Raw genomic sequence first — 26,703 nt, 5'->3', positions numbered from 1 at the left:
TGGAGCGAGTCGACGCGTTGCTTGCCCGACCGGAAATTGCGCCGGGTGACGCCGAATCCAATCTGACAAACGAGCGCGCCGAGCGCTGCCGGATCGGCATCGCATATGTGCGTGAGTCCGTGTTCTTGATGGTCGTCGAACCGGGCGACTTCGTCCACCGTGATTTTGTCGCCTTCATGCGTCGCGACGGAGACGAGACGGGACGGCAAATCGAGCAAGGTTATCTTTGGTCCGAGGGTGGCCGCTCTTTGTTTGAAACTCGGGGGCTTTCAGCGCACAGAACAGCGTATCAGATCGTTCGAACGACGTTCTACGACCTCGACGGCGACGGTCGAGAGGAACGGCCCGTCGCTGACTTGTCGATCTATCTCGACGCGGCGGCCGTCGCTAAGGAACACGATCGACGCGGCATACCACTGCGCGCGCTTCCTTTTGCCGGTGTCGTGCACCGGGTCTCGACCCATGGTCGTCGACCTGAAGAGCAGCGGTCGGATGGGGCGGGGCGGAGGCTCCCCGTCTTGCTGCTCCGCTATGTGCTGGGCCTGCGCTTGTTGACCAAAACGATGCGGGACCAATTCGGCATGGAAATTGCCGGAAGTTCCGACGTCGTCGCGGGGATGCATCCGGCGACGCGGACGGTCGATCTGGGTTGAGTCTGGCGCGCGCCGACCGGCCGCTCGCGCGACGCGCCGCTGTCCACTACCAGAGAATATGAGCCACGAGCATGCATATGGCGACGATGGCTGCGAGCGGGACCGCAGCACCTGCGAGCACGATCAGCGCCGCAAAGGTTAGGTTCGGCGGCATGGGCTCCTCCTGAAAGGTAGGATGGAGCGCCTCGTCATGCGCGACGAAGCTGCGCGTGATGCGTGGTGTCGCCAAGAAATCGGTGCGGTGCGTATCGGTAGTCATCGTTGTGGCCTCAACTGTCGCCACTCATAACATCAACTTACCCGTGCGCTTTCGCATCCCCCGATTGAGGTAGGCAGCATGAAAAGTCGGCGCAATCCTGGTTGAAATAACCGTTTGGGCGCGTTGTCTCGCCGAGTCCGGTTGCGAGCCATATGTTAGCTACGCGGAAGACAGGAGATCAGTGACATGAGACGCGCGATTCTTGCTGCCGTTTGCCTTGCTTTGGGTGGCGCAGTCCCGCTGGCACCGGCTTACGCGCAATCGACGGACGCGAGCGACTTGCGGCAGCGCCTCGAAGACCAGCGCACCAGCGACCGTCGGACCGTTGGTGAGCGCTCTCTCGAACGGACGAACACCGAACTCGAGCAACGGCGCAGACTTCTGATTCGGCGGCAAACGGGAACGGTCGGTGCGGCGCGCAGCATCCCGATTCCGCCGAAGTCGAACAGCTCCAGCGTTGTGGTCAACCAGTAGGACCGGGCTACAGACATCAGCGCCATCACTCACCGACGAGATTGGCCTGGGCGTTAGGGGTAGCATCTAAAGGGCCACGCAAGGCGTCCAACCGCGATGCGGATCGTCGCGTAACCGAGAGGACGCAACACGCCTTGCCGACGTAGGGGAAATCGGCTCAGTACGCCGCGACGCCGAGAGTTGTGGGCGACTGGGGCTGAGGAGCCGCGATGGCATCGATCAATCAGGCGCGGACCCAGTATCCGATTCAATATCTGCGCGGCCTGGCAGCGAGCCTCGTGGTCTTCCACCACACGGCGTTCCAGGTGGTCAGCGCACGGACCGATCCTTTCGTTCTGCGGGAGCACCCGGCGATTTGGGAATTTGGTGCCGCCGGCGTCGACATCTTCTTCGTCATCAGCGGGTTCATCATATTCTACACGATGGGCGCAGCAACGGGGGTAAGGGCGGCCGGCCTCCACCTGTGGCATCGCTTCACGCGCGTCGTGCCTCTCTACTGGTTCTGGACGACCATCCTTCTCGGCGCCATGACCGCGGGCCTCGCACTGGCAAACACGCGACTGACGTTCGGCTGGATCGTCGCGTCCTACGCGCTGATACCGTTTGAACGTGCGCCGGGCCAGGTCCACCCCGTCCTCGATCAAGGTTGGACCCTCTCGTTCGAGCTCTACTTTTATGCCGTCGCGGCAGTCATGATTCTTTTCCTGCCGCTGCGAAGGCGTTTGCTGGGTCTGGCGGTCGCGATGGTCGCTCTTCAGGCCCTAACCCTCGCCGCCGTCGAGACATTCGCCTTCCGCCAGTGGCTCGGATCGTCCTTGATCTACGAATTCCTAGCGGGCGCTGCGATCGCTTGGTGGGTGCGCTTCGGCCAGACGCGGCCGATGGTGCGGCAACCGATTCCTGCCGTCGTTCTCACCATCGTCGGCCTCACTTGGTTGGCCGCGACTATAGCCTTCCCGTTCGACGGCGCTCCCCGGTTCGTCACCTGGGGCGTGCCGTCGATCTTCCTCGTCCTTGCGGCTGTCATCTCGAACAGACCGAGCTCGAATCGCATCGAACATGCACTCTTCCAGCTCGGTACGGCATCCTATTCGTTGTATCTGACCCATACGCTCGCAACGGTCACGCTGGGGGGGCTTTTAAAGCGAGGCTTCCTCTCGAGCATCGATCCGACACTGATCACGATCGTCGCGACGCTCATCATCATCGTCGGCGGCTCGCTGAGCTACTGGATCGTCGAGAAGCCGATTCTCGCCGTCTTCCGCCGTAAACGCCAACCGCCCTTCACGGAACATCTCGGACCGACCGAGGCTGTGTCAAAACCCTAATCTGAGTTAAGCTTGCGGTCTCACCTGAGGAGGCCGGCATGGGTCGGTTCATCGAAGGGGAAGATCGGCGCCAGTCCTGGCTTCTTCCCACTTCGCTAGACGACTACGTGACCGAGGACAACCCGGTGCGCGTCGTCGAAGCCTTCATCGACGAACTCGATTTGAGTGCGCTAGGCTTTGCCCGTTCGGAGCCTGCTTCGGCGGGACGTCCGGCCTACGATCCGGCGACGCTACTGAAGCTCTACCTCTACGGCTATCTGAACCGCGTCCCGTCCAGCCGCCGACTGGAGCGCGAGGCGCAGCGCAATGTCGAGGTCTTGTGGCTGGTGGGCCGCCTGGCGCCCGACCACAAGACGTTCGCCCTGTTGCGGCGCGACAACGGGCTCGCGATCCAGGCGGCGTGCCGGCACTTCGTGGTGCTGTGCCGCCAGCGTGGGCTCTATGCCGGAGCGGTGGCAGCCATCGACGGCTCGAAGTTCAAAGCCGTGAACAACCGCGATCGCAACTTCACCGCGGTCAAGGTGGCCAAGCAGATCGAGCAGGTCGATGCCAGCATTGTCCGCTAACCTTGCGGCCCTCGACCGGACCGACAAGGAGCCGAACGATGTTCCCGAAGCCGGGTCCAGCGCATCGGGGAGAAGATCGCGGGGCTGCGCCGTCAGATGGCGTTCCTGTGCCAGATGCAGCTTGAAGTCGGAGCATCCGAACGGGGACAGGTCTCGCTGACCGACCCCGACGCGCGCTCGATGGCAACCAGCGGGCGCGGCACCGGCATCGTCGGCTACATCGTCCAGATCGCAGAGGATCCCGAGCACCATCTCGTTGTCGCGCATGACGTCGTCAACGAGGGGCACGACCGCACGCAGCTCGTCTCGATGGGCGGCAAGGCCCAAGAGGCGATCGGTGCCACGCAGGTCACGGTCGTCGCCGATCGTGGGTACTACAACGGCGAAGAGGTGCTGGCCTGCGAGGGCACGAGCATCCTGCCTGTCAAGATCCCGGAAACGAGCTTCTGCAACCCTTCCAGGATGGGCCTCAGGGGCCGCTCGATCGTGTCCTCGCCCGGGTTCAGACCGAGCTCGCTCGCGACCATGTTGTAGAGGGTCCGGATGTCGCCCTGACTCGCCTTGAACTCGACGCCTCGTTCCCGCAGGACCGCCTTCAGGAGCTGCTCGACCAGGTTGTAGCAGTACAGGATGGCGTCGGCGTACTCGCCGGCCGCTAGATCCTCGTTGGCCTTCGCGATGTGTTCGTGGACCGCTTCCTCCGTCGCCGCCGTGAGATCCCGCACGTCGACGGTCCGGACTGTCATGCTCGCCGACACCAGGCGGCCGTTCTCTCGCTTGAAACCGTCACGCTCCAACCGAGCGATGAGACGGTCGAAGGCTCGTGCCCTCTCTGCGTCCGTCGCGTCGTGGAGCTGGAAGAGGACCTCTTCGAACACGAGTAGGAGTGGGGCGACGGACGTCGGGGACGTGAAGTCGATGCTGGCGTAGAAGCCCTCGACCTGCGATCGACGATGACCTGGCGCGACGTCGGTCTCGCGCCATGGGATGTCGACGATCGAGAACGCGTCGTCGATCGTCCTGAGCGTGAAGAGGCTGACGAACACCTCGCGAAACTCGTCGCGGATGCCCTTGGAGATCAGATCGCGAGGCGTGCCAGACCGGGTTTCCTCCGCGGTTTTCTCCGCGGATCTCAAGGGCCGAGCGTCGAAAGGCCTGCAAACGATGGTGGGCGATGAGAGACTCGAACTCCCGACATCCTCGGTGTAAACGAGGCGCTCTACCAACTGAGCTAATCGCCCGCCCGAGCTGCGAAATCGCTGGATAAAGCCTCGCGGGCGGTCTCGCAAGACGTTTGTCGTCCATTCCTTTGTAAGGGGTCAGGGCGAGACATGCGGGCTGGAGAAGCCAGCCTTCGACGGTTGTCGGGTCCGACCTCCAGTCGAACCTGCTGCCGCGCTGGCGCATCGCCATTTCGCTCTCATGATGCCTCGAGCGCCCGGTTGTTCGCAGCCGCACATGGCACGAGGCGGCATTGCGGAAGAATCTTCGAGCGTCCGAGCGATAAGCGACGAAGGGCTGTTGACAGGGGCGGGCAGCTTCCGTAAACCGCCGCTCATGCCGCTGACGAACACGCCAGCGGCACCAAGCGCGGGTGTAGCTCAGTCGGTTAGAGTGCCGGCCTGTCACGCCGGAGGTCGCGGGTTCGAGCCCCGTCACTCGCGCCATTTTCGGTCTCATATGTTCATATGATGATCGATAGGACGTCTCCTCCTGTCCTCACCATTCCGAACCAAGTCCCTTGTTCCGCGCTCGATAGTCCGCGTGTCGGCCCAAACTGTATCGTGTCGCCGACGCTCCTAAATTCGCATCGGGCATCGCGTCGCGCTGCCTTGCGCGTAGTTTGGGAAGGGTCTAAGCGTCGCTGCAGATGCGAAGGGTCGGCCGTGGCCGTTGGACGCATTGCGGCAACCCTTCCAGTGCTTACCTGACCCGTGCGATCCGATGCTTTCCGCAGCGGGTCGTCCGGGTGCAGGCGAACGCCGTTTTAGGCGAGTCGAACGAGGTCTGCGAGCGGTGAATCAGCTTCTGGGATCGTATCTTCCGATCGTCATATTCGTGGGCGTCGCCCTCCTTATCGGGCTGGCGTTGCTGATCTCGCCGTTCCTTCTCGCCTTCAAGGCGCCGGACGACGAGAAGCTCTCGGCCTACGAATGCGGCTTCGATGCCTTCGACGACTCCCGCATGAAGTTCGATGTCCGCTTCTACCTCGTCTCGATCCTGTTCATCATCTTCGACCTCGAGGTCGCCTTCCTGTTTCCGTGGGCGGCGTCGTTCGGCGAACTCGGCTGGGCTGGTCTCTGGTCGATGATGGTGTTCTTGGGCGTGCTCACGGTCGGCTTCGTCTATGAATGGAAGAAAGGTGCCCTCGAATGGGATTGAACCCCGCTTCCGCGCCGTTCGCCGCGCGTTCTGACCTGCAGAAGGTTTCGCCGGCCGCTGACCCCTTCGTCGCGGACGTCGATAACGAGCTCGCCGACAAAGGCTTCATCGTCACCTCGACCGAAGATCTCATCCAGTGGGCCCGCACGGGCTCGCTCATGTGGATGACCTTCGGCCTGGCGTGCTGCGCCGTCGAAATGATGCAGATGTCGATGCCGCGCTACGACGCGGAGCGCTTCGGCTTCGCGCCGCGTGCCAGCCCGCGCCAGTCGGACGTCATGATCGTCGCCGGCACGCTGACCAACAAGATGGCCCCCGCGCTCCGAAAGGTCTACGACCAGATGCCGGAGCCGCGCTACGTTATCTCCATGGGATCGTGCGCCAACGGCGGCGGCTACTACCACTACAGCTATTCGGTGGTGCGTGGCTGCGACCGGGTCGTGCCGGTCGACATCTACGTTCCCGGCTGCCCGCCGACCGCCGAGGCGCTGCTCTACGGCGTTCTGCTTCTCCAGAAGAAGATTCGCCGCGTCGGAACGATCGAGCGTTGATGATGGCCCTGGCTGAACTCTCCGACCATCTCGCTGAGCGCTTCGGCGATAAGCTGCTGGCGCGCGACGTCGCTTTTGGCGACCTGAGCGTCACCGTTGCGCCCAGCGATCTGCCCGAGCTCGTCACCTTCCTGCGGGACGACGCGCGGTGCTTGTTCACCTGCTTCATCGATCTGTGCGGTGTGGACTATCCGAACCGCCCGGACCGCTTCGAGGTCGTCACGCACCTTCTGTCGCCGCGCCACAACATGCGCATCCGAGTGAAGGTGTCGACCGAGGAGGACGAGCCGGTTCCCTCGATCACCGGCATCTTCCCGGGTGCGGACTGGTTTGAGCGCGAAGCCTACGATCTCTACGGGATCCTGTTCACCGGGCATCCGGATCTTCGCCGCATCCTGACGGACTACGGCTTCGAGGGACATCCGCTACGCAAGGACTTCCCGATGACCGGCTTCGTCGAGGTCCACTATGACGAGCACCTGAAGCAAGTCGTCTACGAACCCGTCGAGCTTCGCCAGGAAATGCGCTCCTTCGACTTCCTCTCGCCTTGGGAGGGTACGGACTACGTGCTGCCGGGCGACGAGAAGGCAAAGGCCAACTGACGGCAGGGGCGGGCCCGTTCGGTCTGCCCTCCATTGAATGAGACTGCGGGTCTTGGCGCGCTCCGACGCGACGAGACCTTCTCCCCGACAAGAGGTGTCGCCATGGCCGAGATGATCGACGTCCGGAACTTCAACATCAACTTCGGACCGCAGCATCCGGCGGCGCACGGGGTTCTGCGTCTCGTTCTCGAACTCGACGGCGAGAACGTCGAGCGCGTCGATCCGCATATCGGCCTTTTGCATCGCGGCACCGAGAAGCTGATCGAACAGAAGACGTATCTGCAGGCGATCCCGTATTTCGACCGTCTCGACTACGTCGCGCCGATGAACCAGGAGCACGCCTTTTGCCTGGCCGTCGAGAGGCTGGCCGGCGTCGAGGTGCCGATCAAGGCGCAGCTGATCCGCGTTCTCTACTGCGAAATTGGCCGCATCCTATCCCACCTTCTCAACGTCACGACGCAGGCCATGGACGTCGGCGCCCTGACGCCTCCGCTCTGGGGCTTCGAGGAGCGCGAGAAGCTGATGGGCTTCTACGAGCGGGCGAGCGGCGCGCGCCTGCATGCGGCCTACTTTCGTCCGGGCGGCGTCCATCAGGATCTCGACCCGCAACTGGTCGACGATATCGGCGCGTGGTGCGACCCGTTCCTGAAGGCGGTCGCCGACATCGACGAGCTGCTCACTGGCAACCGCATCTTCAAGCAACGTAACGTCGACATCGGCGTGGTCGCGCTGGACGACGCCTTTGCGCTCGGCTTCTCCGGCGTGATGGTGCGCGGTTCCGGCGCCGCATGGGACCTGCGCAAGTCGCAGCCCTACGAGTGCTACGGCGAGATGGAATTCGACATTCCGATCGGCAAGAACGGCGACTGCTACGACCGCTACCTCATCCGCATGGAGGAGATGCGTCAGTCTACCTCCATCATGAAGCAGTGCATCGAGCGCTTGGCCGGCCGCGACCGCGCCGGTCCGATCGCCTCGACCGAAGGCAAGGTCGTGCCGCCCAAGCGCTCGACCATGAAGCGTTCGATGGAAGCGCTGATCCACCACTTCAAGCTCTATACCGAAGGCTTCCACGTGCCCGAGGGCGAGATCTACGCGGCGGTCGAGGCGCCCAAGGGCGAGTTCGGCGTCTATCTCGTCGCCGACGGCACCAACAAGCCCTACCGCTGCAAGATCCGTGCGCCGGGCTTCGCCCATCTCCAGGCGATGGACTTCCTGTGCCGCGACCACATGCTGGCGGACGTGTCGGCGATCCTCGGATCGTGCGACATCGTCTTCGGCGAGGTCGATCGCTGACGTTGAACGCCTGACCGTCCGACATGCGCGAGCCCATCGCCGCGCCGGACGAAAGCCTTGCGCGACAGGCCGTCGCGATCCGGCTGTCGGAGCTCCGGCGGCTGGCCTTTTGTCGATACTGTGATAGAACGCGCCGCAAAACGAGCGTGTCCTTGGAACCGTTCTGAAATCGAGGTCCGATGTCCGTCCGACGCCTTGCGGAAGAGGCCGCACAACCCCAGACCTTCGCCTTCTCCAGCGACAACGAGGCCTGGGCCGAGACGCTGATCCGTCGCTATCCGGAAGGGCGGCAGCAGTCCGCCGTGATCCCGCTCCTGATGCGGGCGCAGGACCAGGACGGCTGGGTGACGAAGGCCGCGATCGAGCATGTGGCCGATCGGCTGCGCATGCCGATGATCCGCGTCCTCGAGGTCGCGACCTTCTATACGCAGTTCCAGCTGAAGCCGGTCGGCACACGGGCCCACGTTCAGGTCTGCGGCACGACGCCTTGCATGCTGCGCGGGTCGGACGAGCTGAAGCGCGTCTGCCGCGAGAAGATCCATCCAGAGCCGCTGCACCCGAACGCATCCGGCACCCTGTCCTGGGAGGAGGTCGAGTGCCTGGGCGCTTGCGTGAACGCGCCGATGGTCATGATCTTCAAGGATACATACGAGGATCTCACGGGCGAGCGCCTGGGCGAGATCATCGACGAGTTCGAAGCCGGCCGCGGCGAGAGCGTCCGCAAGGGGCCCCAGATCGATCGTCACCTTTCGGTGCCTGTCGGTGGCCTGACGACGCTCACCTCGTTCCGGGACGAGGGTGACCAGAGCGGGAATCGCGTTGAGCGCACACCTGCCGCGAACGACGCGCCAGCGCAGGGAGCCGGTGCGGGCGGGAATGTTTCGGCCGAGTCGCAGGCCGCTCGCGTCGATACGCATGCCGCTGAAACCGACAGTTCGATGAAGGGGCCGAGCCCGGCGGCCGCGGCAGCAGCCGACAATCGGGCTGATGATGCCGCCAGCGTCGATCCCTCGAAGGGCGCCAAGACGCCCGGTGCCGGGCGCGAGGGTGGCTCGAAGCAGGGTCCGACCGGGCAGGTCGAGCGGGATGCCGCCGAGTTCGGCGAGGCCGCCGGCAACAGCGACGGCGAGCCCCGCTCCGATGGTCCGCTGAAGACCAAGGGCGAGGCAGCCGAAGACCGCGTCGTGCAGGACTTCAAGCGCGTCCCGGGCGACGCGCCACCGGCAGCTAGCGGTGCCGAAGATCTCGGCAATCGGAATGCCAGCGCCTCCGGCACGTTCGAGGGCGAGCGGCGGAACACGAGCGACGAGGCCGTCAATCCCGCAGCCTCGACGCCATCGGGTGCGGAGAACCGTTCGCAGCCCAAGACCGACCGCGATACGAAGGACTGAGGAGCCGAGCGATGCTGCAGGATCAGGACCGTATCTTCACCAATATCTACGGCCTTCGGGACAAGAGCCTGAAGGGCGCGATGAAACGCGGCCACTTCGACGGAACGGCCGACCTCATCGGCAAGGGCCGCGACTGGATCATCAACGAGATGAAGGCGTCGGGCCTTCGCGGTCGCGGCGGCGCCGGCTTCCCGACGGGTCTCAAGTGGTCCTTCATGCCGAAAGAGGTCGGCGAGCGACCGCATTACCTCGTCGTCAACGCCGACGAGTCGGAGCCCGGGACCTGCAAGGACCGGGAGATCATGCGCAACGATCCCTTCACGCTGGTGGAGGGCTGCGTCATCGCCGGGTTCGCGATGGGCGCGCACACCGCCTACATCTACGTGCGAGGCGAATACATTCGCGAGCGCGAGGCGCTCCAGCGCGCGATCGACGAGTGCTACGAGGAAGGCCTCCTCGGTCGCGACAACAAATGCGGCTGGGACATGGACATCTTCGTCCATCATGGTGCCGGGGCCTACATCTGCGGCGAGGAGACGGCGCTTCTCGAAAGCCTCGAGGGCAAGAAGGGCCAGCCGCGCCTGAAGCCGCCGTTCCCGGCGAACATGGGCCTCTACGGTTGCCCGACGACCGTCAACAACGTCGAGTCCATCGCGGTCGCGCCGACCATCCTGCGTCGCGGCGGCGCGTGGTTCGCCGGCATCGGCCGCCCGAACAACACGGGCACCAAGCTCTTCTCCATCTCGGGGCACGTGAACAAGCCCTGCACGGTCGAAGAAGCCATGGGCATCCCGTTCCGCGAGCTGATCGACAAGCATTGCGGTGGCGTCCGCGGAGGTTACGAGAACCTTCTGGCGGTCATCCCAGGCGGCTCGTCCTGTCCGCTGGTTCCCGGCGAGCAGATCCTCGACGCGCCGATGGACTTTGACGGCATGCGCGAGGTGAAGTCCTCCTTCGGCACCGCCGCCGTGATCGTGATGGACAAGTCGACCGACATCGTGCGGGCGATCGCGCGACTGGCCTATTTCTACAAGCATGAGAGCTGCGGCCAATGCACGCCCTGCCGCGAGGGCACCGGCTGGATGTGGCGCGTCATGGAGCGCATGGTCGTCGGCAACGCGCAGAAGCGCGAGATCGACATGCTGCTCGACGTCACCAAGCAGGTCGAGGGTCACACGATCTGCGCGCTCGGCGACGCGGCGGCCTGGCCGATCCAGGGACTGGTGCGCCACTTCCGTGCCGAGATCGAGCGCCGCATCGACGAGTTCTCGCGCAACGCCGACATGGACCGCCGTCCGGTCCTGCAGGCCGCCGAATAGGATTTTCTCGCACGCCTGCCGCCCCGCGAGGGACGAACGGTTCGCTGGTGCGTCCAGACTGAGAAGAAGAAGATGGCAAAGATCAAAGTCGACGGCCGCGAGATCGAGGTTCCCGATCACTACACGCTGCTGCAGGCGGCGGAGGAGGCGGGTGCCGAAATCCCGCGCTTCTGTTTTCACGAGCGCCTGTCGGTCGCCGGCAACTGCCGCATGTGCCTCGTCGAGGTGAAGGGCGGACCGCCCAAGCCTGCGGCCTCCTGCGCCATGGGCGTTCGTGACCTGCGTCCCGGCCCGAACGGCGAGGCGCCTGAGATCTTCACCAACACGCCGATGGTGAAGAAGGCCCGCGAGGGGGTGATGGAGTTTCTCCTGATCAACCACCCGCTGGATTGCCCGATCTGCGACCAGGGTGGCGAATGCGACCTGCAGGACCAGGCCATGGCCTTCGGTGTCGACAGCTCGCGCTACACGGAGAACAAGCGCGCGGTCGAGGACAAGTATATCGGTCCGCTCGTCAAGACGATCATGACGCGCTGCATCCACTGCACGCGCTGCGTCCGCTTCACGACCGAGGTCGCCGGCATCTCCGAGCTGGGCCTGGTTGGTCGTGGCGAGGACGCCGAGATTACGACCTACCTCGAGCAGGCGATGACGTCGGAGCTGCAGGGCAACGTGATCGACCTTTGCCCGGTCGGCGCGCTGACGTCGCGTCCCTATGCCTTCCAGGCGCGCTCGTGGGAGCTGACGAAGACCGAGTCCGTCGACGTCATGGACGCGGTCGGCTCGGCGATCCGTGTGGACACGCGCGGCCGCGAGGTGATGCGCATCCTGCCCCGCACCAACGATCTGGTGAACGAGGAGTGGATCTCGGACAAGACGCGGTTCGTTTGGGACGGCCTTCGCACACAGCGACTGGATCGTCCGTATCTGCGCCGCGACGGCCGCCTCCAGCCGGTCTCCTGGCCCGAGGCGTTCGAGGCGATCCGGCAGAAGCTGCAGGGCGTGCCCGGCGAGCGCGTCGGCGCGATCGCCGGCGATCTCTCGGCGGTCGAGGACATGTGGGCCGCCAAGGGGCTTCTCGCTTCGCTCGGCTCCGCGAACGTCGACTGCCGCCAGGACGGCGCGCAGCTCGATCCGGCTGACGGCCGCGCCTCGTACATCTTCAACACGACGATCGCCGGTATCGAGGACGCGGACGCGCTCCTCATCATCGGCGCCAACCCACGCTTCGAGGCGCCGGTCCTCAACGCGCGCATCCGCAAGCGGTGGCGGCGCGGGGCGTTCCCGGTCGGCATGATCGGCGAGAACGTCGACCTTCGCTACGCCTACACCTATCTTGGTGCCGGCCCGCAGACGCTGGCCGACATCGAGGGGGCGAACCGCGACTTCTTCGATGCGCTGCGCAACGCTTCCAAGCCGATGATCATCGTGGGGCAGGGGCCGCTGGCCGGTGCCAACGGCGCCGACGTGCTCGCGGCGGTCGCCGCGCTCGCGCGCGAGATCGGGGCGGTGAAGGACGGCTGGAACGGCTTCAACGTCCTGCATACGGCAGCCAGCCGCGTCGGCGGCCTCGACATCGGCTTCGTGCCGGGCCGGGGCGGCAAGACGGCCCGCGAGATGGCGGCAGGCGGCGTCGACGTCCTCTTCAACCTCGGCGCGGACGAGATCGAGATCGCGCCTGGCCCCTTCGTCGTCTATCTGGGCACGCATGGCGACCGGGGCGCGCACCGCGCCGACGTGATCCTGCCGGGCGCCGCCTATACCGAGAAGTCGGGCACTTGGGTGAACACCGAGGGACGCGTCCAGGTCGGTAGCCGGGCGGCCTTCCCGCCGGGCGAGGCCCGCGAGGAGTGGGCGATCTTCCGCGCGCTTTCGGCCGTTTTGGGCCAGAAGCTTCCCTACGACTCCCTCGGCGCCCTGCGCCGCGAGCTTGTCGGCGCCGTCGCCGCGATCCGTCCGGGCGATCCCGTCGCGTCGGATGCCGGCGTCATCACGGCGCTGGCCGACCGGGCCGGCACGCCGAGCGGCGAGGCTTTCGCCTCGCGTCTGGGCGACTTCTATCTCACCAATCCGATCGCCCGCGCCTCGAAGGTGATGGCGGAGTGCTCGCGCCTCGCGCGGGCCGAGCACCTCGAAGCCGCGGAATAGGACCGAGCTCATGGAAACCTTCTCGACCTATGTCTGGCCGGCGCTGGTGATCCTCGGGCAGAGCCTGCTCTTCCTCGTCGTTCTTCTGGTGCTGATCGCCTACATCCTTCTGGCGGACCGCAAGATCTGGGCCGCCGTGCAGATGAGGCGCGGCCCCAATGTCGTCGGACCGTTCGGCCTGTTCCAGTCCTTCGCCGACCTTCTGAAGTTCGTCCTGAAGGAGCCGATGATCCCGGCCTCGGCCGACAAGCCGGTCTTCCTGCTCGCGCCCCTGGTCGCGGTGACGCTGGCGCTCGCGACCTTCGCGGTCGTGCCGGTGGCCGACGGCTGGGTGATCGCCGACATCAACATCGGCATCCTCTACATCTTCGCCATCTCCTCGCTTGAGGTCTACGGCGTGATCATGGGCGGCTGGGCGTCGAACTCGAAATACGCCTTCCTCGGCGCGCTTCGCTCGGCGGCCCAGATGGTGTCCTACGAGGTGTCGATCGGCTTCGTGATCGTCACCGTCCTGCTCTGCGTCGGATCGCTGAACCTGACCGACATCGTCATGGCGCAGGCGACCGGCCCCGGCACCATGGTTGGCCTGCCGTCGAGCTTCCTCGACTGGCACTGGCTCGCTCTGTTCCCGATGTTCGTGATCTTCTTCATCTCGGCGCTCGCGGAGACGAACCGGCCGCCCTTCGATCTGCCGGAAGCCGAGTCGGAGCTCGTCGCGGGCTTCATGGTCGAGTACGGCTCGACCCCGTACATGATGTTCATGCTCGGCGAGTACGCGGCGATTACGCTGATGTGCTGCCTGATGACGATCCTGTTCCTCGGAGGCTGGCTGCCGCCCTTCGGCTTTGCGCCTTTCACCTGGGTGCCCGGGGTCATCTGGTTCCTTGCCAAGGTCGCGTTCTGCTTCTTCCTGTTCGCGATGGTGAAGGCGTTCGTGCCGCGCTACCGCTACGACCAGCTGATGCGCCTCGGCTGGAAGGTGTTCCTTCCGATCTCGCTTGCGATGGTCGTGATCGTCGCCTTCGTGCTGCAGATCATGGGCTGGGGCGCGGCGGCCGTTTCCTGACGGATCGGCACCCCAGACCTCTCGTCCGGCGAAGACCGGACGAGGTGCTATGAGATTGACGTGGCGCGCAGACCGATCGGCGCGCCCACCCCGTTCTGGCTCCGGAGACGGAGACGAGAGGCCACTCGATGACCGCGCTGACCCAGACCATACGATCCCTGTTCCTGATCGAGTTCGTGAAGGCCTTCGGGCTCTCCATGCGCTACTTCTTCGCGCCTAAGGCGACGGTGAACTACCCGTTCGAGAAGAACCCGGTCAGCCCGCGGTTTCGCGGCGAACACGCGCTGCGGCGCTATCCCAACGGCCAGGAGCGTTGCATCGCCTGCAAGCTCTGCGAGGCGGTGTGTCCGGCACAGGCCATCACCATTGAGGCCGGTCCGCGACGCAACGACGGCACGCGCCGCACGGTGCGCTACGACATCGACATGGTGAAGTGCATCTATTGCGGCTTCTGCCAGGAAGCCTGCCCGGTGGATGCGATCGTCGAGGGGCCGAACTTCGAGTTCTCGACCGAGACGCGCGAAGAGCTCTACTACGACAAGGAGAAGCTCCTTGCGAACGGCGACCGTTGGGAGCGCGAGATCGCTCGCAACATTGCGCTGGACGCGCCTTACCGTTAATCGGTCGCCGCAGGGGCGGGGCTCGTTGAGTCCCGGCTCCAGTCTCGATCGCACCGATACGCGCCGCCGCCGACCCTTGAGGGTGTTCGGTGGCTGGACGTCGAACCCAGATCAGGGGAGCCCGGCATGTTGGGGCTGCAGGCCTTTTTCTTCTACCTCTTCGCGCTGGTCGCGGTCGGCTCGGCCCTCATGGTCGTCCTGGCCCGCAACCCGGTCCATTCGGTCCTTTTCCTGATCCTGACCTTCGTCGCGGCCGCCGGCCTCTTTCTCCTGACTGGGGCCGAGTTCCTCGCGCTGATCCTGATCGTCGTCTATGTCGGCGCGGTGGCGATCCTGTTCCTCTTCGTCGTGATGATGCTGGATCTGGACTTCGGCCGCATCAAGCAGGGCGCGCTCGAATATGCGCCGATCGGAGCGATCATCGGCGTCGTTCTCCTGGCGCAGCTCGTGATCGCGGTATCGGGCGGCTACTTCGACCCGCAGCTGTCGGGCTCGACGGTCATGCCGATCCCGCCGCTGGAGCAGATGTCGAACATTCAGGCGCTCGGCGCGGTGCTCTACACCCGCTACGTCTTCTTCTTCCAGGTCGCGGGCCTCATCCTCTTCGTTGCCATGGTCGGAGCGATCGTCCTGACCCTGCGCCGCACCCACAACTCCAAGCGCCAGTCCATCCCGGTCCAGGTCGCGCGCGATCCGGCTTCCGCCATCGAGATCCGCAAGGTCGAGACCGGCAAAGGCATCTGAGGAAACGGTTCAAGGAACGAAAGCCATGGCCGTCGGCCTCGGACACTATCTCACGGTTGCCGCCATCCTGTTCGTCACGGGCGTGTTCGGCATCTTCATGAACCGCAAGAACATCATCACCATCCTCATGTCGGTGGAGCTGATCCTTCTCTCGGTGAACCTCAACCTCGTCGCCTTCTCGCACTTCCTCAACGACCTCGCAGGACAGGTCTTCGCCCTGTTCATCCTGACGGTCGCGGCGGCCGAGGCGGCCATCGGCCTCGCGATCCTGGTGGTCTTCTTCCGCAACCGCGGCTCGATCGCGGTCGACGACGTCAACACGATGAAAGGCTGAGCGCGGCGATGTACACGCTGATCGTCCTTCTCCCGCTCATTGGCTTCCTCATCGCCGGCCTCTTCGGCAATGCGATCGGTGCCAAGAACTCCGAATATGTCACGTCGGGCCTGTTGATCGTCGCGGCGGTCCTGTCCTGGATCGCCTTCCTGGTGGGCGTCGACGGTGTCGAAAGCATCAAGGTCCTGCAATGGATGAAGGCCGGGACGCTCGACGTATCCTGGTCCCTGCGCATCGACCGGCTGACACTCGTCATGCTGGTCGTCGTCAACACGGTGTCTGCGCTCGTTCACGTGTACTCGATCGGGTACATGCACCATGACGACTCCCGGCCGCGCTTCTTCGCCTACCTCTCGCTCTTCACGTTCGCCATGCTCACGCTGGTGACGGCCGACAACCTCGTTCAGATGTTCTTCGGCTGGGAGGGCGTCGGTCTCGCCTCCTATCTCCTCATCGGCTTCTGGTACCAGAAGCCCTCGGCCAACGCGGCGGCCATGAAGGCCTTCGTCGTCAACCGCGTCGGCGATTTCGGCTTCGCGCTCGGCATCTTCGGCCTGTTCGCGGTGTTCGGTTCCGTGAACCTCACGGACATCTTCGCGGGCGCCGGCCAGATGGTGGCGCAACTCGGCGGCGAGCACGGCGCGGCGGCGGGCGAGGCGGCCGAAGCAGGCCAGCCAATCCTGCAGTTCGCGGGATACTCGCTTTCGGCTGCCGGCGCGATGACGGCGATTTGCCTGCTCCTGTTCATGGGCGCCATGGGCAAGTCGGCGCAGATCGGCCTGCACACCTGGCTGCCGGACGCGATGGAAGGCCCGACGCCGGTCTCGGCGCTGATCCATGCGGCGACCATGGTGACCGCAGGGGTGTTCATGCTCGCGCGCATGTCGCCGGTCTTCGAGCTCAGCCACTCGGCGCTGACCTTCGTGACGTTCATCGGCGCGACGACGGCGTTCTTCGCCGCGACGGTCGGTCTCGTCCAGAACGACATCAAGCGCGTCATCGCCTACTCGACCTGCTCGCAGCTTGGCTACATGTTCGTGGCGCTCGGCGTCGGCGCCTACGGAGCGGCGGTCTTCCACCTCTTCACGCACGCCTTCTTCAAGGCGCTTCTGTTCCTCGGTGCCGGCTCGGTTATTCACGCCGTCGATGGCGAGCAGGACATGCGCCACATGGGCGGCCTTCGGAAGCACATCCCGGTCACCTACTGGACCATGATGATCGGCACCCTCGCGCTGACCGGCTTCCCGTTCACGGCCGGCTACTATTCCAAGGACGCGATCATCGAGAGCGCGTTCGCGGGCGAGAACGCCTTCGCGATGTACGGCTATATCATGACCGTCATCGCGGCGGCTCTGACGAGCTTCTATTCCTGGCGTCTCGTGTTCATGACCTTCCACGGCAAGCCGCGTGCGAGCCATGAGGTCATGCACCACGTCCACGAGTCGCCCAAGGTGATGCTCGTGCCGCTCTACGTCCTGTCGGTCGGCGCGCTGCTGGCGGGCATCGTCTTCTACCCGTTCTTCCTGGGCGGCTCCTACGACGCCTTCTGGAACGGCGCGCTCTTCTCGGGTCCGGAGAACCACATTCTCCATGAGTCGCATGAGGTGCCGGGGCTCGTCGTCTGGTCACCGACCATCGCGATGGCGCTGGGCTTCATCGTCGCCTACGTCTTCTACATCCGCTCGCCCGAGAAGCCGGCGCAGCTCGCCGCCCGCAATTCGGGGCTCTACAAGTTCCTTCTCAACAAGTGGTACTTCGACGAGCTCTACGACTTCCTGTTCGTTCGCTCGGCCAAGTGGCTCGGCCGCTTCCTGTGGAAGAAGGGTGACGGCGCCGTCATCGACCGCCTGGGTCCCGACGGCATCTCGGCGCGGGTTCTCGATGTCACCAACCGCGTCGTGCAACTGCAGACCGGCTACCTATACCACTATGCCTTCGTCATGCTGATCGGCGTCGCGGCGCTCGTCACCTTCATGATGTTCGGGGGAATGCGCTGATGTCCGGCTGGCCGATCCTATCGACCATCACCTTTCTTCCGCTGATCGGCGCGCTCCTTATCCTCTTCACGAACGAGGATGCGCCGGGCGGACGAGACAACATCCGTCGCATCGCGCTCTGGACCTCGGGCTTCACCTTCGTCCTGTCGCTCTTCATCTGGATCGGCTTCGACGAGGGCGTGGCAGGCTTCCAGTTCGTCGAGGAGGCGGAGTGGCTTTCGGGCGGCATCGCCTACCGGATGGGCGTCGACGGCATCTCGATGCTCTTCGTGATCCTCACGACCTTCCTTCTGCCGATCTGCATCCTCGCCAGCCGCGAGGCGATCCAGACGCGCGTGAAGTCCTACATGATCGCGTTCCTTGTCTTGGAGACGCTGGTCGTCGGCGTCTTCTGCGCGCTCGACATCGTGCTGTTCTACGTCTTCTTCGAAGGCTCGCTCATCCCGATGTTCCTGATCATCGGCGTTTGGGGCGGCAAGCGGCGAATCTACGCCTCGTATAAGTTCTTCCTCTACACCTTCCTCGGCTCCGTGCTGATGCTGGTTGCGATCATGTCGATGTACGCAGTGAGCGGCACGACCTCGATCCCAGACCTCCTGCGCTACCAGTTTCCGGCTTCGATGCAGACCTGGCTCTGGCTCGCCTTCTTCGCGTCCTTCGCCGTGAAGATGCCGATGTGGCCCGTCCACACCTGGCTGCCGGACGCGCACGTCGAGGCGCCGACCGCAGGGTCGGTGATCCTCGCCGGCATCCTCCTGAAGCTCGGCGGCTACGGCTTCATCCGCTTCTCGCTGCCGATGTTCCCGTTGGCATCGGCCGACTTCGCGCCATTCGTCTTCACGCTCTCCGTCGTCGCGATCATCTACACGTCGCTCGTCGCGTTGATGCAGGAGGATATCAAGAAGCTGATCGCCTACTCGTCGGTCGCGCACATGGGCTTCGTGACCATGGGCATCTTCGCGGCGAACGAGCAGGGATTGCAGGGCGCGATCTTCCAGATGCTGAGCCACGGCCTGATCTCGGGTGCGCTCTTCCTCTGCGTCGGCGTCGTCTACGACCGCATGCACACCCGCGACATCACCGCCTACGGCGGTCTCGTCAACCGCATGCCGGCTTATGCCGCGATGATGCTGCTCTTCACGATGGGCAATGTCGGCCTGCCGGGCACGTCGGGCTTCGTCGGCGAATTCCTGACCCTCATGGGCGCGTTCCGCGCCAATTCCTGGGTCGCGATCTTCGCCACCACCGGCATCATCCTGTCGGCGGCCTATGCGCTCTGGCTCTTCCGTCGCGTCATTCTCGGCGCGCTGACGAAGGAGAACCTTCGCACCATCCTCGACCTCTCGCCGCGCGAGAAGCTGCTGCTCTACCCGCTCGCTGTTCTGACCGTCTTCTTCGGCGTCTACCCGATGCCTGTCTTCGATGTCACGGCCGCCTCGGTGGACAACATTCTAAGCAGCTACACGGCGGCCCTTGAGGCGGCCAGCAGCGTCGCCTCGGCGCAATAAGAACGGCAGGAGACACTCATGTTCTCGCAATTCGTCGCGGACAGCCTGCCGATCGTCGGGCCTGAACTCATCATGGCCGTCGGTGCCATGGGCCTTCTCATGGTCGGGACGTTCCTGGGCGAGCGCTCGGGCCGGACCGTTCTGTCGCTGGCCGTCGGCCTGACCCTGTTTGCGGCCTTCTGGCTGATGTTCGTCGCGCCGGACGGCGTCGCCTTCGGCGGCTCCGTGATCCTCGATCCGTTCGCGCGCTTCATGAAGACGCTCGTTCTGATCGGCTCGGCCGCGGCGCTCCTGATGTCGGTGAACGTCGCGACGGCGCAGCATTTCGATCGCTTCGAGTTTCCAGTGCTCGTGGTCCTGTCCACCATCGGCATGATGCTGATGGTCTCGGCCGGGGATCTCATCGCGCTTTATCTCGGTCTCGAACTGCAGTCGCTGGCGATCTACGTCATCGCCGCGATCGCGCGCGATCAGGTGAAGTCGACGGAGGCGGGACTTAAGTACTTCGTTCTGGGCGCTCTGTCGTCGGGCATGCTCCTCTACGGCGCCTCGCTGGTTTACGGGTTCACAGGACAGATCGAGTTCACTGCCATCGCGGCTCATGTGGCCCAGGAGGGCGCTCGCTCCGTCGGCCTGCTGGTCGGCCTCGTGTTCGTGCTGTCCGGGCTCGCCTTCAAGATGTCGGCCGTGCCGTTCCACATGTGGACGCCGGACGTGTACGAGGGAGCGCCGACGCCGGTGACAGCGCTTCTCGCCGGTGCGCCCAAGGTTGCGGCCGTTGCGCTGCTCACGCGCTTCACGGTGCAGGGCTTCGGCCCGCTCACGCCGGACTGGCAGCAGGTTCTCGTCTTCATCTCGATTGCCTCCATGGTCTTCGGCTCGTTTGCCGCGATCGGCCAGCGCAACCTCAAGCGCCTCATGGCTTATTCGTCGATCGGTCACATGGGCTACGTGCTCGTCGGTCTCGCCGCGGGAACGGAGCAGGGCGTGCAGGGCGTTCTGATCTACATGGTAACCTACGTCGCCATGACGCTCGGCACCTTCGCGGTCATTCTCGCCATGCGCCGCTCCGAAGGGATGGTCGAGCACGTATCCGACCTGTCGGGCCTGTCGCGTACGCATCCGATCCTCGCGATCGCACTGTCGGCGCTGATGCTCTCGTTGGCGGGCCTGCCGCCGCTGCTCGGGTTCTGGGGCAAGTACTACGTCTTCGTCGCGGCCGTTCAGGCCGGTCTCGTTCCCCTGGCCGTGATCGGCGTCGTCGCGTCGACGATCGGCCTGTTCTACTACCTGCGGGTCGTGAAGGTGATGTGGTTCGACGAACCGGTCGGCGGCTTCGAGCCGATGGGGACCGAGCTCAAGGTCGTGATGGGGGCGGCGACGCTGTTCGTCTTCCCGGCCTATATCGTGTTGGCCGGACCGATATTCGCGGCCGCCGCGGCCGCAGCTCAGTCCTTCTTCTGAGCGTTTCGTCGACCACCCGATCAGCCGCCGTCCGGCGGCTGGCGCTCGACGAGGTCGGGTCGACCAACAGCGTCGCCCTCGAGGCGGCCCGCGCCGGTGATCCCGGACCCTTGTGGGTCACCGCCGAACGCCAATCCGCCGGCCGGGGGAGGCGCGGGCGTACATGGGTTTCCGAGCGTGGAAATCTCTACGCGTCGCTTCTCCTGATCGATCCGGCTCCGGTGGCCGCTCTTTCCAATCTGCCGCTCGTCGCAGCGCTCGGTGCACGCGACGGGTTGGCTCGTCTCCGCGGTCTCGATCCCGATACCGTCGAGATCAAGTGGCCGAACGATGTTCTGGTCGGCGGCGGTAAGGCGGTCGGTATCCTTCTGGAAAGCGAGCGGCTTGCGAACGGTCGGCAAGCCGTCGTCATCGGCTGCGGCGTCAACGTCGCGCACGGTCCGACGCAAGCTCCGTATCAAGTCGCGACCTTGCGCAGCGCCGGCGTCGACGCTTCGCTCGACGACGTGTTCTTCGCGCTGGCGTCGGGCATGCGGCAGGCTCTGGACATCTGGTCATCCGGACGCCACTTCGCCCTCATACGAGAACGTTGGCTCGGTCACGCGCGGGGAGTTGGCGAGCCCTGCCGGGTGAACCTCCCGGATGGATCCGCGATTTCCGGTCTGCTGCGTGACCTCGACGAGAACGGCCGTCTGATCCTCGAACTCCCCGGCGGTGAGCTTCGTCTGTTTTCCGCTGGCGACCTTTTTCTCCTGCCCGGCGCGCCGAACGGCCGCGACGGCTTCGCTAATTGATGGCGGGCAAGGTCCCACGCCGAACTGAACTGTGACTGCCCGAACGGGCGAATTCGAAGAGAGATAGTGTGAACGAACTGGTATTCGTGCCGCTGGGCGGCATTGGCGAGATTGGTATGAATCTCGCCCTCTACGGCTATGGGCCGGCGGACAAGCGCGAGTGGATCGCGGTGGATTGCGGCGTGTCCTTCGCGGGACCCGAGTTCCCCGGCGTTGATCTCGTCCTGCCCGACATTTCCTTCATCGAGGCTCGCAAGGGACAGCTCAAGGGCCTCGTCATCACCCACGCGCACGAGGACCATTACGGCGCGGTCCTCGACCTTTGGCCGCGCCTGAAGGTTCCGGTCTACGCGACCGCCTTCACCGCCGCGCTGCTCGCCGCCAAGCGGGAAGGCGAGCCGGGCGCGGCTAAGGTGCCGGTGACGCTGTTCAAGGCGGGCGACCGATTCGATCTTGGTCCCTTCTCGATCGAGGCGGTCAACGTCACGCACTCGATCCCCGAGCCGGTCGCACTTGCGATCCGCACGCCAGCGGGCACCGTCGTTCATACGGGCGACTGGAAGATCGACCCGACCCCCGCACTCGGCGACCCGACCGATGAGGCACGGTTGCGTCAGATTGGCGACGAGGGCGTCCTCGCGATCGTGTGCGACTCGACCAATGCGATGCGTGAGGGTGTGTCTCCCTCCGAGCGCGATGTGAATCAGTCCCTGACCGAAATCATCCGCGAGGCGGAAGGACGGGTCGCGATCACGACCTTCTCGTCCAACGTCGGCCGCATCCGCTCGATTGCGGAAGCGGCACGCGACGCCGATCGTCAGGTCCTCCTGATGGGCCGTTCGATGAAGCGCGTCGCCGATGTCGCGAACGAGCTCGGCTACCTCGACGGCATTCCGCCGTTCCTCAGCGAACAGGACTTCGGCTACATCCCGCGCGAGAAGGCAGTCATCATCCTGACGGGAAGCCAGGGTGAGCCACGCGCGGCGCTGGCGCGCTTGTCGCGCGATGAGCACCCGTCCGTCGCATTGTCGCGCGGCGACACGGTGATCTTCTCCTCGCGCTCCATCCCGGGCAACGAGAAGGCCATCCTCGAGATCAAGAACGACTTGATCGAGCGTGGCATCAAGGTGGTCGAGGACCACGATCGCCTCGTGCACGTTTCCGGCCACCCGCGCCGGTCCGAGCTCCGGCAGATGTACGAGTGGATCCGCCCGAAGATCTCGGTGCCGGCTCATGGCGAGGCGCAGCACCTGCGGGCGCATGCTGAACTCGCCCGGGAGCTGGGGATCGGCGAGGTCGTTTCGCTGCGCGACGGTAAGATGGTGCGGCTCGCACCGGGACCGGCCGAGATCGTGGACGAGGTTCCCTTCGGTCGCTGGTACAAGGACGGCTATCTGATCGGCACCGCCGAGCAGATGGGCATCGGCGAACGGCGCCGCCTCTCGCTGGCCGGTCACGTCTCGGTTCTCGTGGAAGTCGACGCGAAGCTGGAGCTGGTGGACGATCCTCAGGTCGTCGCCATGGGACTTCCCGAGAAGGACGAGGAAGGCGAGAGCATCGTCGAGGCGCTGATCGACGCTGCGGCCGGTGCCGTTGAGTCGATCCCGCGTGGCCGCCGGAAGGATCTGGAGACCGTGCGGGAGGCCGTGCGCCGCGCCGTTCGTGCCGAAGCCAACGATGCTTGGGGCAAGAAGCCGGCCGTTACCGTCTTCGTGTCGCGCGCCTGAGGCGCCCATCTTCGGTCCGAATGCTCGCCTAGCGTTCGGATCAAGGCTCGCGCACCGCGTGCGCGAGCCCACCAGGAGCGGCCATGGGTATCGTCACCACACTCGCCTTCTACTTCGTGATCTGGTGGACCGTGCTCTTTGCGATCCTCCCGATCGGCATGCGCTCGCAGATCGACGAGGACGACGTGATCCTCGGCACCGCGCATAGCGCGCCGGCACGCTTTTCCTTCGCGCGCAAGGCGGCCTGGACGACGCTCGTCTCGGCGATCGTCCTTGGCTTGTTCTTTCTCGTGACCGAGGTTCTGGGTATCGGCCCGGACAGCTTCCCGCACATGATCCCCGGCACGTGAGGTCTTGGCCGCAGGCGGGTTGAGCGGCTGGAACGCTGCCTCCGACGCCAGCGGCAGACGGGCGTGATGCCCGGCGATAGCGCAAAAAAAATGCGAGGCTTTCGCCTCGCATATCTGAATGGCCGGTCTGGATCTTCTGCCGGCAACGTTGGCCGGGGCAGCATGTCCATGCGCCGAAGATCGCGTCCTCCCAAACGAGACCGGCGGTGTTGGTGCGTCTTTGCAACGCTCCCTTTCACAAAACAAACATACTCCGCTCCCGATCGCGCTGTCGATACGGTCTGACGCGTCTTTCAGCATTTTTTGCACCAGAAAGCGCAAGACTTGCGCAATCGCGTCTCATCGCTCGCGAAAGCTTGGAACGATAGGCCTTGGTATCGACGCTGTCGCAGCGCTTTGCCAAGGGCGGGGCGAGCCGGTAGAACGCCGCCTTGGCCGGAAACGCCGGCCCGCCTATCCACCGTCTCCACACCGCGAGTCGCCATGCGTCTGTCCCGCTACTTCCTGCCCATCCTCAAGGAGACGCCGAAGGAGGCCGAGATCGTCTCGCATCGCCTCATGCTGCGCGCGGGCATGATCCGGCAGCAGGCGGCCGGTATCTACGCCTGGCTTCCGCTGGGCAAGCGGGTTCTCGACAAGGTCTGCGACGTCATCCGCGAGGAGCAGAACCGCTCCGGAGCCATCGAGATGATGATGCCGACCATCCAGTCGGCCGATCTCTGGCGCGAGTCGGGTCGCTACGACGACTACGGCAAGGAGATGCTGCGCATCCAGGACCGGCACGAGCGCGACCTTCTGTTCGGGCCGACCAACGAGGAGATGATCACCGATATCTTCCGGTCCTATGTGCGCTCCTACAAGGACCTGCCGCTCAACCTCTACCACATCCAATGGAAGTTCCGGGACGAGGTGCGGCCGCGCTTCGGCGTGATGCGCTCGCGCGAGTTCCTGATGAAGGACGCCTATTCCTTCGACCTCGACTACGAGTCGGCCAAGGTCGCCTACGACCGGATGTTCGTCGCCTACCTCAGAACCTTCGCGCGGCTCGGCCTGAAGGCCATCCCGATGCGGGCCGATACGGGGCCGATCGGCGGCGAGCTCAGCCACGAGTTCATCATCCTCGCCTCGACCGGCGAGAGCGAGGTCTTCTGCCACCGCGACTTCCTGGACATGACGGTGCCCGGCGAGGGCGTCGACTTCCGCGATGGTACCGGGCTCGCCGACATCGTGCGCGCCTGGACGACGCCCTATGCGGCGACCGAGGAGATGCATGACGCTGCGGCCTTTGCCGCCATTCCGGAAGGTGATCGGGTAGCGGCGCGCGGCATCGAGGTCGGCCACATCTTCCATTTCGGTACGAAATACTCCGAGCCGATGGGCGCCGCCGTCACAGGTCCCGACGGTCGTGAGACGCCGGTCTTCATGGGCTCCTACGGCATCGGTCCGAGCCGCCTGATCGCCGCGATCATCGAGGCGAGCCACGACGAGAACGGCATACGCTGGCCGGCCTCCATCGCGCCCTTCCGTGTCGGCCTCGTCAACATGAAGCCGGGCGACGCCGACTGCGACGCCGTCTGCGAGCGGCTCTACGCCGAGCTCGAGGCCGCCGGTCTCGACACGCTCTACGACGACGAGGACACGCGCGCCGGTGCGAAGTTCGCGACCATGGACCTGATCGGCCTGCCGACACAGGTGATCATCGGTCCGCGCGGCGCCAAGAGCGGCGAGGCCGAGATCAAGGACCGCGCGACCGGCGAGCGCCAGACGCTGCCTGTCGACGACGTGGTCCGCAGGCTCCTCGCCGCATGACCGCCGCAGCGGACACGGGCGTCGACGGCGTGCCGGCGCGCGCCACGGGCGGGACCCGCCCGTTCTCGCGCTTCGAGTGGATGATCGCCGGCCGCTACCTGCGATCGCGCCGCCGCGATGCCGGGGTGTCCGTGATCGCCGGCTTCTCCTTCGTCGGCATCATGCTTGGCGTTGCGGCCCTCATCATCGTCATGTCGGTGATGAACGGCTTTCGCGCCGAGCTCCTGACACGCATCCTCGGCGTCAACGGCCACGTGATCCTGCAGCCCATGGACCGGCCGCTGACCGACTTCGAGGACGTCGCGGCGAAGGTCGAGACCGTGCCCGGCGTCGCCTTCACCATGCCGCTCGTGCAGGGGCAGGTTCTGGCGAGCGGTGCGAACGGGGCAAGCACCGGTGCGCTGGTGAAAGGCGTGCGCGGCGCCGACCTCGCCAAGCTCGCGCCCATCTCGAGCAATGTCCGTCAGGGCACGATCGACAACTTCGATACGAGCCAGGGCGTCGCCATCGGCCAGCGTCTCGCCGACAACCTCGGCCTTCGATTGGGCGATACGATCACGCTCGTATCGCCGGACGGCGACGTCACGCCGCTCGGCACGACACCACGCGTGAAGGCCTATCCGATCGTCGCGATCTACGAGATCGGGCTGTCGGAATACGACGCCGCCTATGTCTACATGCCGCTCGGCGAGGCGCAGCTCTTTTTCAACGCGGAGAACCAGGCCCAGTCGATCGAGATCTTCGTGAACGACCCCGATCAGGTCATGGCGCTTCAGGGCGCGATCGAGCAGGCGGCGGGACGGCCGGCCTACACGGTCACGTGGCAGACCCAGAACCAGAGCTTCTTCTCCGCGCTCGAGGTCGAGCGCAACGTCATGTTCATCATCCTGACGCTGATCGTGCTGGTGGCCGCGCTCAACATCATCTCGGGTCTCTTCATGCTGGTGAAGGACAAGGGGCGCGACATCGCCATCATGCGCACGATGGGGGCGACGAGCGGCTCCATCATGCGCGTCTTCCTGATCACGGGCGCCTCGATCGGCGTCGCCGGAACGATTGCGGGCTTCGTGCTGGGCACGCTGTTCTGCCTCAACATCGAGAATCTGCGCCAGTTCTTTTCCTGGGTATCGGGGACGACGCTCTTCAACCCGGAATTCTACTTCCTGAGCCGCCTGCCGGCCGAGATCGATCCGAGCGAGGTGGCGACCGTGGTGCTGATGGCGGTGGGGCTGTCGTTCCTGGCGACCGTCTTCCCTTCCTGGCGTGCCTCGAAGCTCGATCCGGTCGAAGCGCTGCGTTACGAATGAGCCTGTCGCCTCCC

General features: G+C 64.9%; 24 protein-coding genes, 2 tRNA genes and 1 pseudogene. 24 read left to right on the top strand and 3 right to left on the bottom strand.

Going from position 1 to position 26,703, the window contains the following annotated elements:
- Positions 1–653, top strand: a 653-nt coding sequence (locus tag AUL35_RS22625) for a hypothetical protein (protein ID WP_192847103.1), incomplete at its 5' end; no start/stop codon positions are given.
- Between the two features lie 46 nt (positions 654–699).
- Here the strand turns inward: AUL35_RS22625 and AUL35_RS14700 are convergent.
- Entirely contained in the window at positions 700–912 is a 213-nt protein-coding gene (locus AUL35_RS14700; protein WP_062016032.1) for a hypothetical protein, read from the bottom strand.
- Between the two features lie 186 nt (positions 913–1,098).
- Between AUL35_RS14700 and AUL35_RS22205 the strand changes: the two genes are divergently transcribed.
- From AUL35_RS22205 to AUL35_RS22935, 3 genes and pseudogenes are all read left to right on the top strand, one after another.
- Positions 1,099–1,386 (top strand): hypothetical protein, encoded by a 288-nt coding sequence (locus AUL35_RS22205; RefSeq protein ID WP_156418010.1) that lies wholly within the window; start codon positions 1,099–1,101, stop codon positions 1,384–1,386.
- Positions 1,387–1,595: 209 nt separating this feature from the next.
- Positions 1,596–2,714 carry an acyltransferase gene (locus AUL35_RS14695; protein WP_062016030.1) on the top strand — a complete coding sequence of 373 codons (1,119 nt, stop codon included), beginning with the start codon at positions 1,596–1,598 and terminating at the stop codon, positions 2,712–2,714.
- 38 nt (positions 2,715–2,752) lie between these two features.
- Positions 2,753–3,724, top strand: a pseudogene (locus tag AUL35_RS22935) (transposase); the annotation flags it as partial.
- Here the strand turns inward: AUL35_RS22935 and AUL35_RS22930 are convergent.
- Positions 3,655–4,026, bottom strand: coding sequence for a HEPN domain-containing protein (locus tag AUL35_RS22930; RefSeq protein WP_244493786.1), 372 nt, complete (start codon positions 4,024–4,026; stop codon positions 3,655–3,657). The pseudogene AUL35_RS22935 and the gene AUL35_RS22930 overlap by 70 nt on opposite strands.
- A gap of 419 nt (positions 4,027–4,445) precedes the next feature.
- Positions 4,446–4,521, bottom strand: a tRNA-Val gene (locus AUL35_RS14680).
- A 349-nt stretch (positions 4,522–4,870) separates the two neighbouring features.
- Here AUL35_RS14680 and AUL35_RS14675 point away from each other — a divergent pair.
- The 20 genes from AUL35_RS14675 (at position 4,871) to AUL35_RS14580 (ending at position 26,689) form a co-directional block, all read left to right on the top strand.
- A tRNA-Asp gene (locus AUL35_RS14675) sits at positions 4,871–4,947 on the top strand.
- 349 nt (positions 4,948–5,296) lie between these two features.
- Entirely contained in the window at positions 5,297–5,662 is a 366-nt protein-coding gene (locus AUL35_RS14670) for an NADH-quinone oxidoreductase subunit A (RefSeq protein ID WP_062016025.1), read from the top strand.
- The gene (locus AUL35_RS14665) at positions 5,653–6,213 is read left to right on the top strand and encodes an NADH-quinone oxidoreductase subunit B family protein (protein WP_374754498.1); all 561 of its coding nucleotides are present in this window, start codon (positions 5,653–5,655) and stop codon (positions 6,211–6,213) included. The genes AUL35_RS14670 and AUL35_RS14665 overlap by 10 nt, the downstream gene beginning before the upstream one ends.
- 2 nt (positions 6,214–6,215) lie before the next feature.
- Positions 6,216–6,815, top strand: a complete 600-nt coding sequence (locus AUL35_RS14660) for an NADH-quinone oxidoreductase subunit C (protein ID WP_082666348.1) — start codon at positions 6,216–6,218, stop codon at positions 6,813–6,815.
- 102 nt (positions 6,816–6,917) lie between these two features.
- On the top strand, positions 6,918–8,111 hold the full coding sequence (locus AUL35_RS14655) for an NADH-quinone oxidoreductase subunit D (protein WP_062016019.1): 1,194 nt from the start codon (positions 6,918–6,920) through the stop codon (positions 8,109–8,111).
- A gap of 179 nt (positions 8,112–8,290) precedes the next feature.
- Positions 8,291–9,502 (top strand): NADH-quinone oxidoreductase subunit NuoE, encoded by a 1,212-nt coding sequence (nuoE, locus tag AUL35_RS14650; RefSeq protein WP_062016018.1) that lies wholly within the window; start codon positions 8,291–8,293, stop codon positions 9,500–9,502.
- Positions 9,503–9,513: 11 nt separating this feature from the next.
- Complete coding sequence (nuoF, locus tag AUL35_RS14645; RefSeq protein ID WP_062016016.1) at positions 9,514–10,821, top strand: NADH-quinone oxidoreductase subunit NuoF; 1,308 nt, start codon at positions 9,514–9,516, stop codon at positions 10,819–10,821.
- 72 nt (positions 10,822–10,893) lie between these two features.
- Positions 10,894–12,969, top strand: coding sequence for an NADH-quinone oxidoreductase subunit NuoG (gene nuoG / locus AUL35_RS14640; protein WP_062016014.1), 2,076 nt, complete (start codon positions 10,894–10,896; stop codon positions 12,967–12,969).
- A gap of 10 nt (positions 12,970–12,979) precedes the next feature.
- Positions 12,980–14,035 (top strand): NADH-quinone oxidoreductase subunit NuoH, encoded by a 1,056-nt coding sequence (nuoH, locus tag AUL35_RS14635; RefSeq protein WP_062016012.1) that lies wholly within the window; start codon positions 12,980–12,982, stop codon positions 14,033–14,035.
- 128 nt (positions 14,036–14,163) lie between these two features.
- Entirely contained in the window at positions 14,164–14,655 is a 492-nt protein-coding gene (nuoI, locus tag AUL35_RS14630) for an NADH-quinone oxidoreductase subunit NuoI (protein WP_062016009.1), read from the top strand.
- Positions 14,656–14,784: 129 nt separating this feature from the next.
- On the top strand, positions 14,785–15,399 hold the full coding sequence (locus tag AUL35_RS14625) for an NADH-quinone oxidoreductase subunit J (protein ID WP_062016057.1): 615 nt from the start codon (positions 14,785–14,787) through the stop codon (positions 15,397–15,399).
- 25 nt (positions 15,400–15,424) lie between these two features.
- Positions 15,425–15,733: an NADH-quinone oxidoreductase subunit NuoK gene (gene nuoK / locus AUL35_RS14620; protein ID WP_062016007.1), complete on the top strand. Its 309-nt coding sequence runs from the start codon at positions 15,425–15,427 to the stop codon at positions 15,731–15,733.
- An 8-nt stretch (positions 15,734–15,741) separates the two neighbouring features.
- The gene (gene nuoL, locus AUL35_RS14615) at positions 15,742–17,730 is read left to right on the top strand and encodes an NADH-quinone oxidoreductase subunit L (protein WP_062016005.1); all 1,989 of its coding nucleotides are present in this window, start codon (positions 15,742–15,744) and stop codon (positions 17,728–17,730) included.
- Positions 17,730–19,238 carry an NADH-quinone oxidoreductase subunit M gene (locus AUL35_RS14610; protein WP_062016003.1) on the top strand — a complete coding sequence of 503 codons (1,509 nt, stop codon included), beginning with the start codon at positions 17,730–17,732 and terminating at the stop codon, positions 19,236–19,238. The genes nuoL and AUL35_RS14610 overlap by 1 nt, the downstream gene beginning before the upstream one ends.
- Positions 19,239–19,256: 18 nt before the next feature.
- On the top strand, positions 19,257–20,702 hold the full coding sequence (gene nuoN, locus AUL35_RS14605) for an NADH-quinone oxidoreductase subunit NuoN (protein ID WP_062016001.1): 1,446 nt from the start codon (positions 19,257–19,259) through the stop codon (positions 20,700–20,702).
- The gene (locus AUL35_RS14600) at positions 20,663–21,496 is read left to right on the top strand and encodes a biotin--[acetyl-CoA-carboxylase] ligase (RefSeq protein WP_306304376.1); all 834 of its coding nucleotides are present in this window, start codon (positions 20,663–20,665) and stop codon (positions 21,494–21,496) included. The genes nuoN and AUL35_RS14600 overlap by 40 nt, the downstream gene beginning before the upstream one ends.
- Before the next feature lie 116 nt (positions 21,497–21,612).
- On the top strand, positions 21,613–23,223 hold the full coding sequence (locus AUL35_RS14595; protein ID WP_082666346.1) for a ribonuclease J: 1,611 nt from the start codon (positions 21,613–21,615) through the stop codon (positions 23,221–23,223).
- A gap of 83 nt (positions 23,224–23,306) precedes the next feature.
- Positions 23,307–23,573 carry a DUF1467 family protein gene (locus AUL35_RS14590; protein ID WP_062015997.1) on the top strand — a complete coding sequence of 89 codons (267 nt, stop codon included), beginning with the start codon at positions 23,307–23,309 and terminating at the stop codon, positions 23,571–23,573.
- A 483-nt stretch (positions 23,574–24,056) separates the two neighbouring features.
- A complete protein-coding gene (gene proS, locus AUL35_RS14585; protein WP_062015995.1) occupies positions 24,057–25,382 on the top strand; it encodes a proline--tRNA ligase in 1,326 nt (441 codons plus the stop codon).
- Positions 25,379–26,689, top strand: coding sequence for a lipoprotein-releasing ABC transporter permease subunit (locus AUL35_RS14580; RefSeq protein WP_062015993.1), 1,311 nt, complete (start codon positions 25,379–25,381; stop codon positions 26,687–26,689). The genes proS and AUL35_RS14580 overlap by 4 nt, the downstream gene beginning before the upstream one ends.
- The last annotated feature ends 14 nt before the right edge of the window (positions 26,690–26,703 follow it).

Source organism: Aureimonas sp. AU4 (assembly GCF_001463765.1).
Classification (GTDB): Bacteria; Pseudomonadota; Alphaproteobacteria; order Rhizobiales; family Rhizobiaceae; genus Aureimonas.
This window is presented reverse-complemented; position numbering and strand designations above follow the sequence as displayed.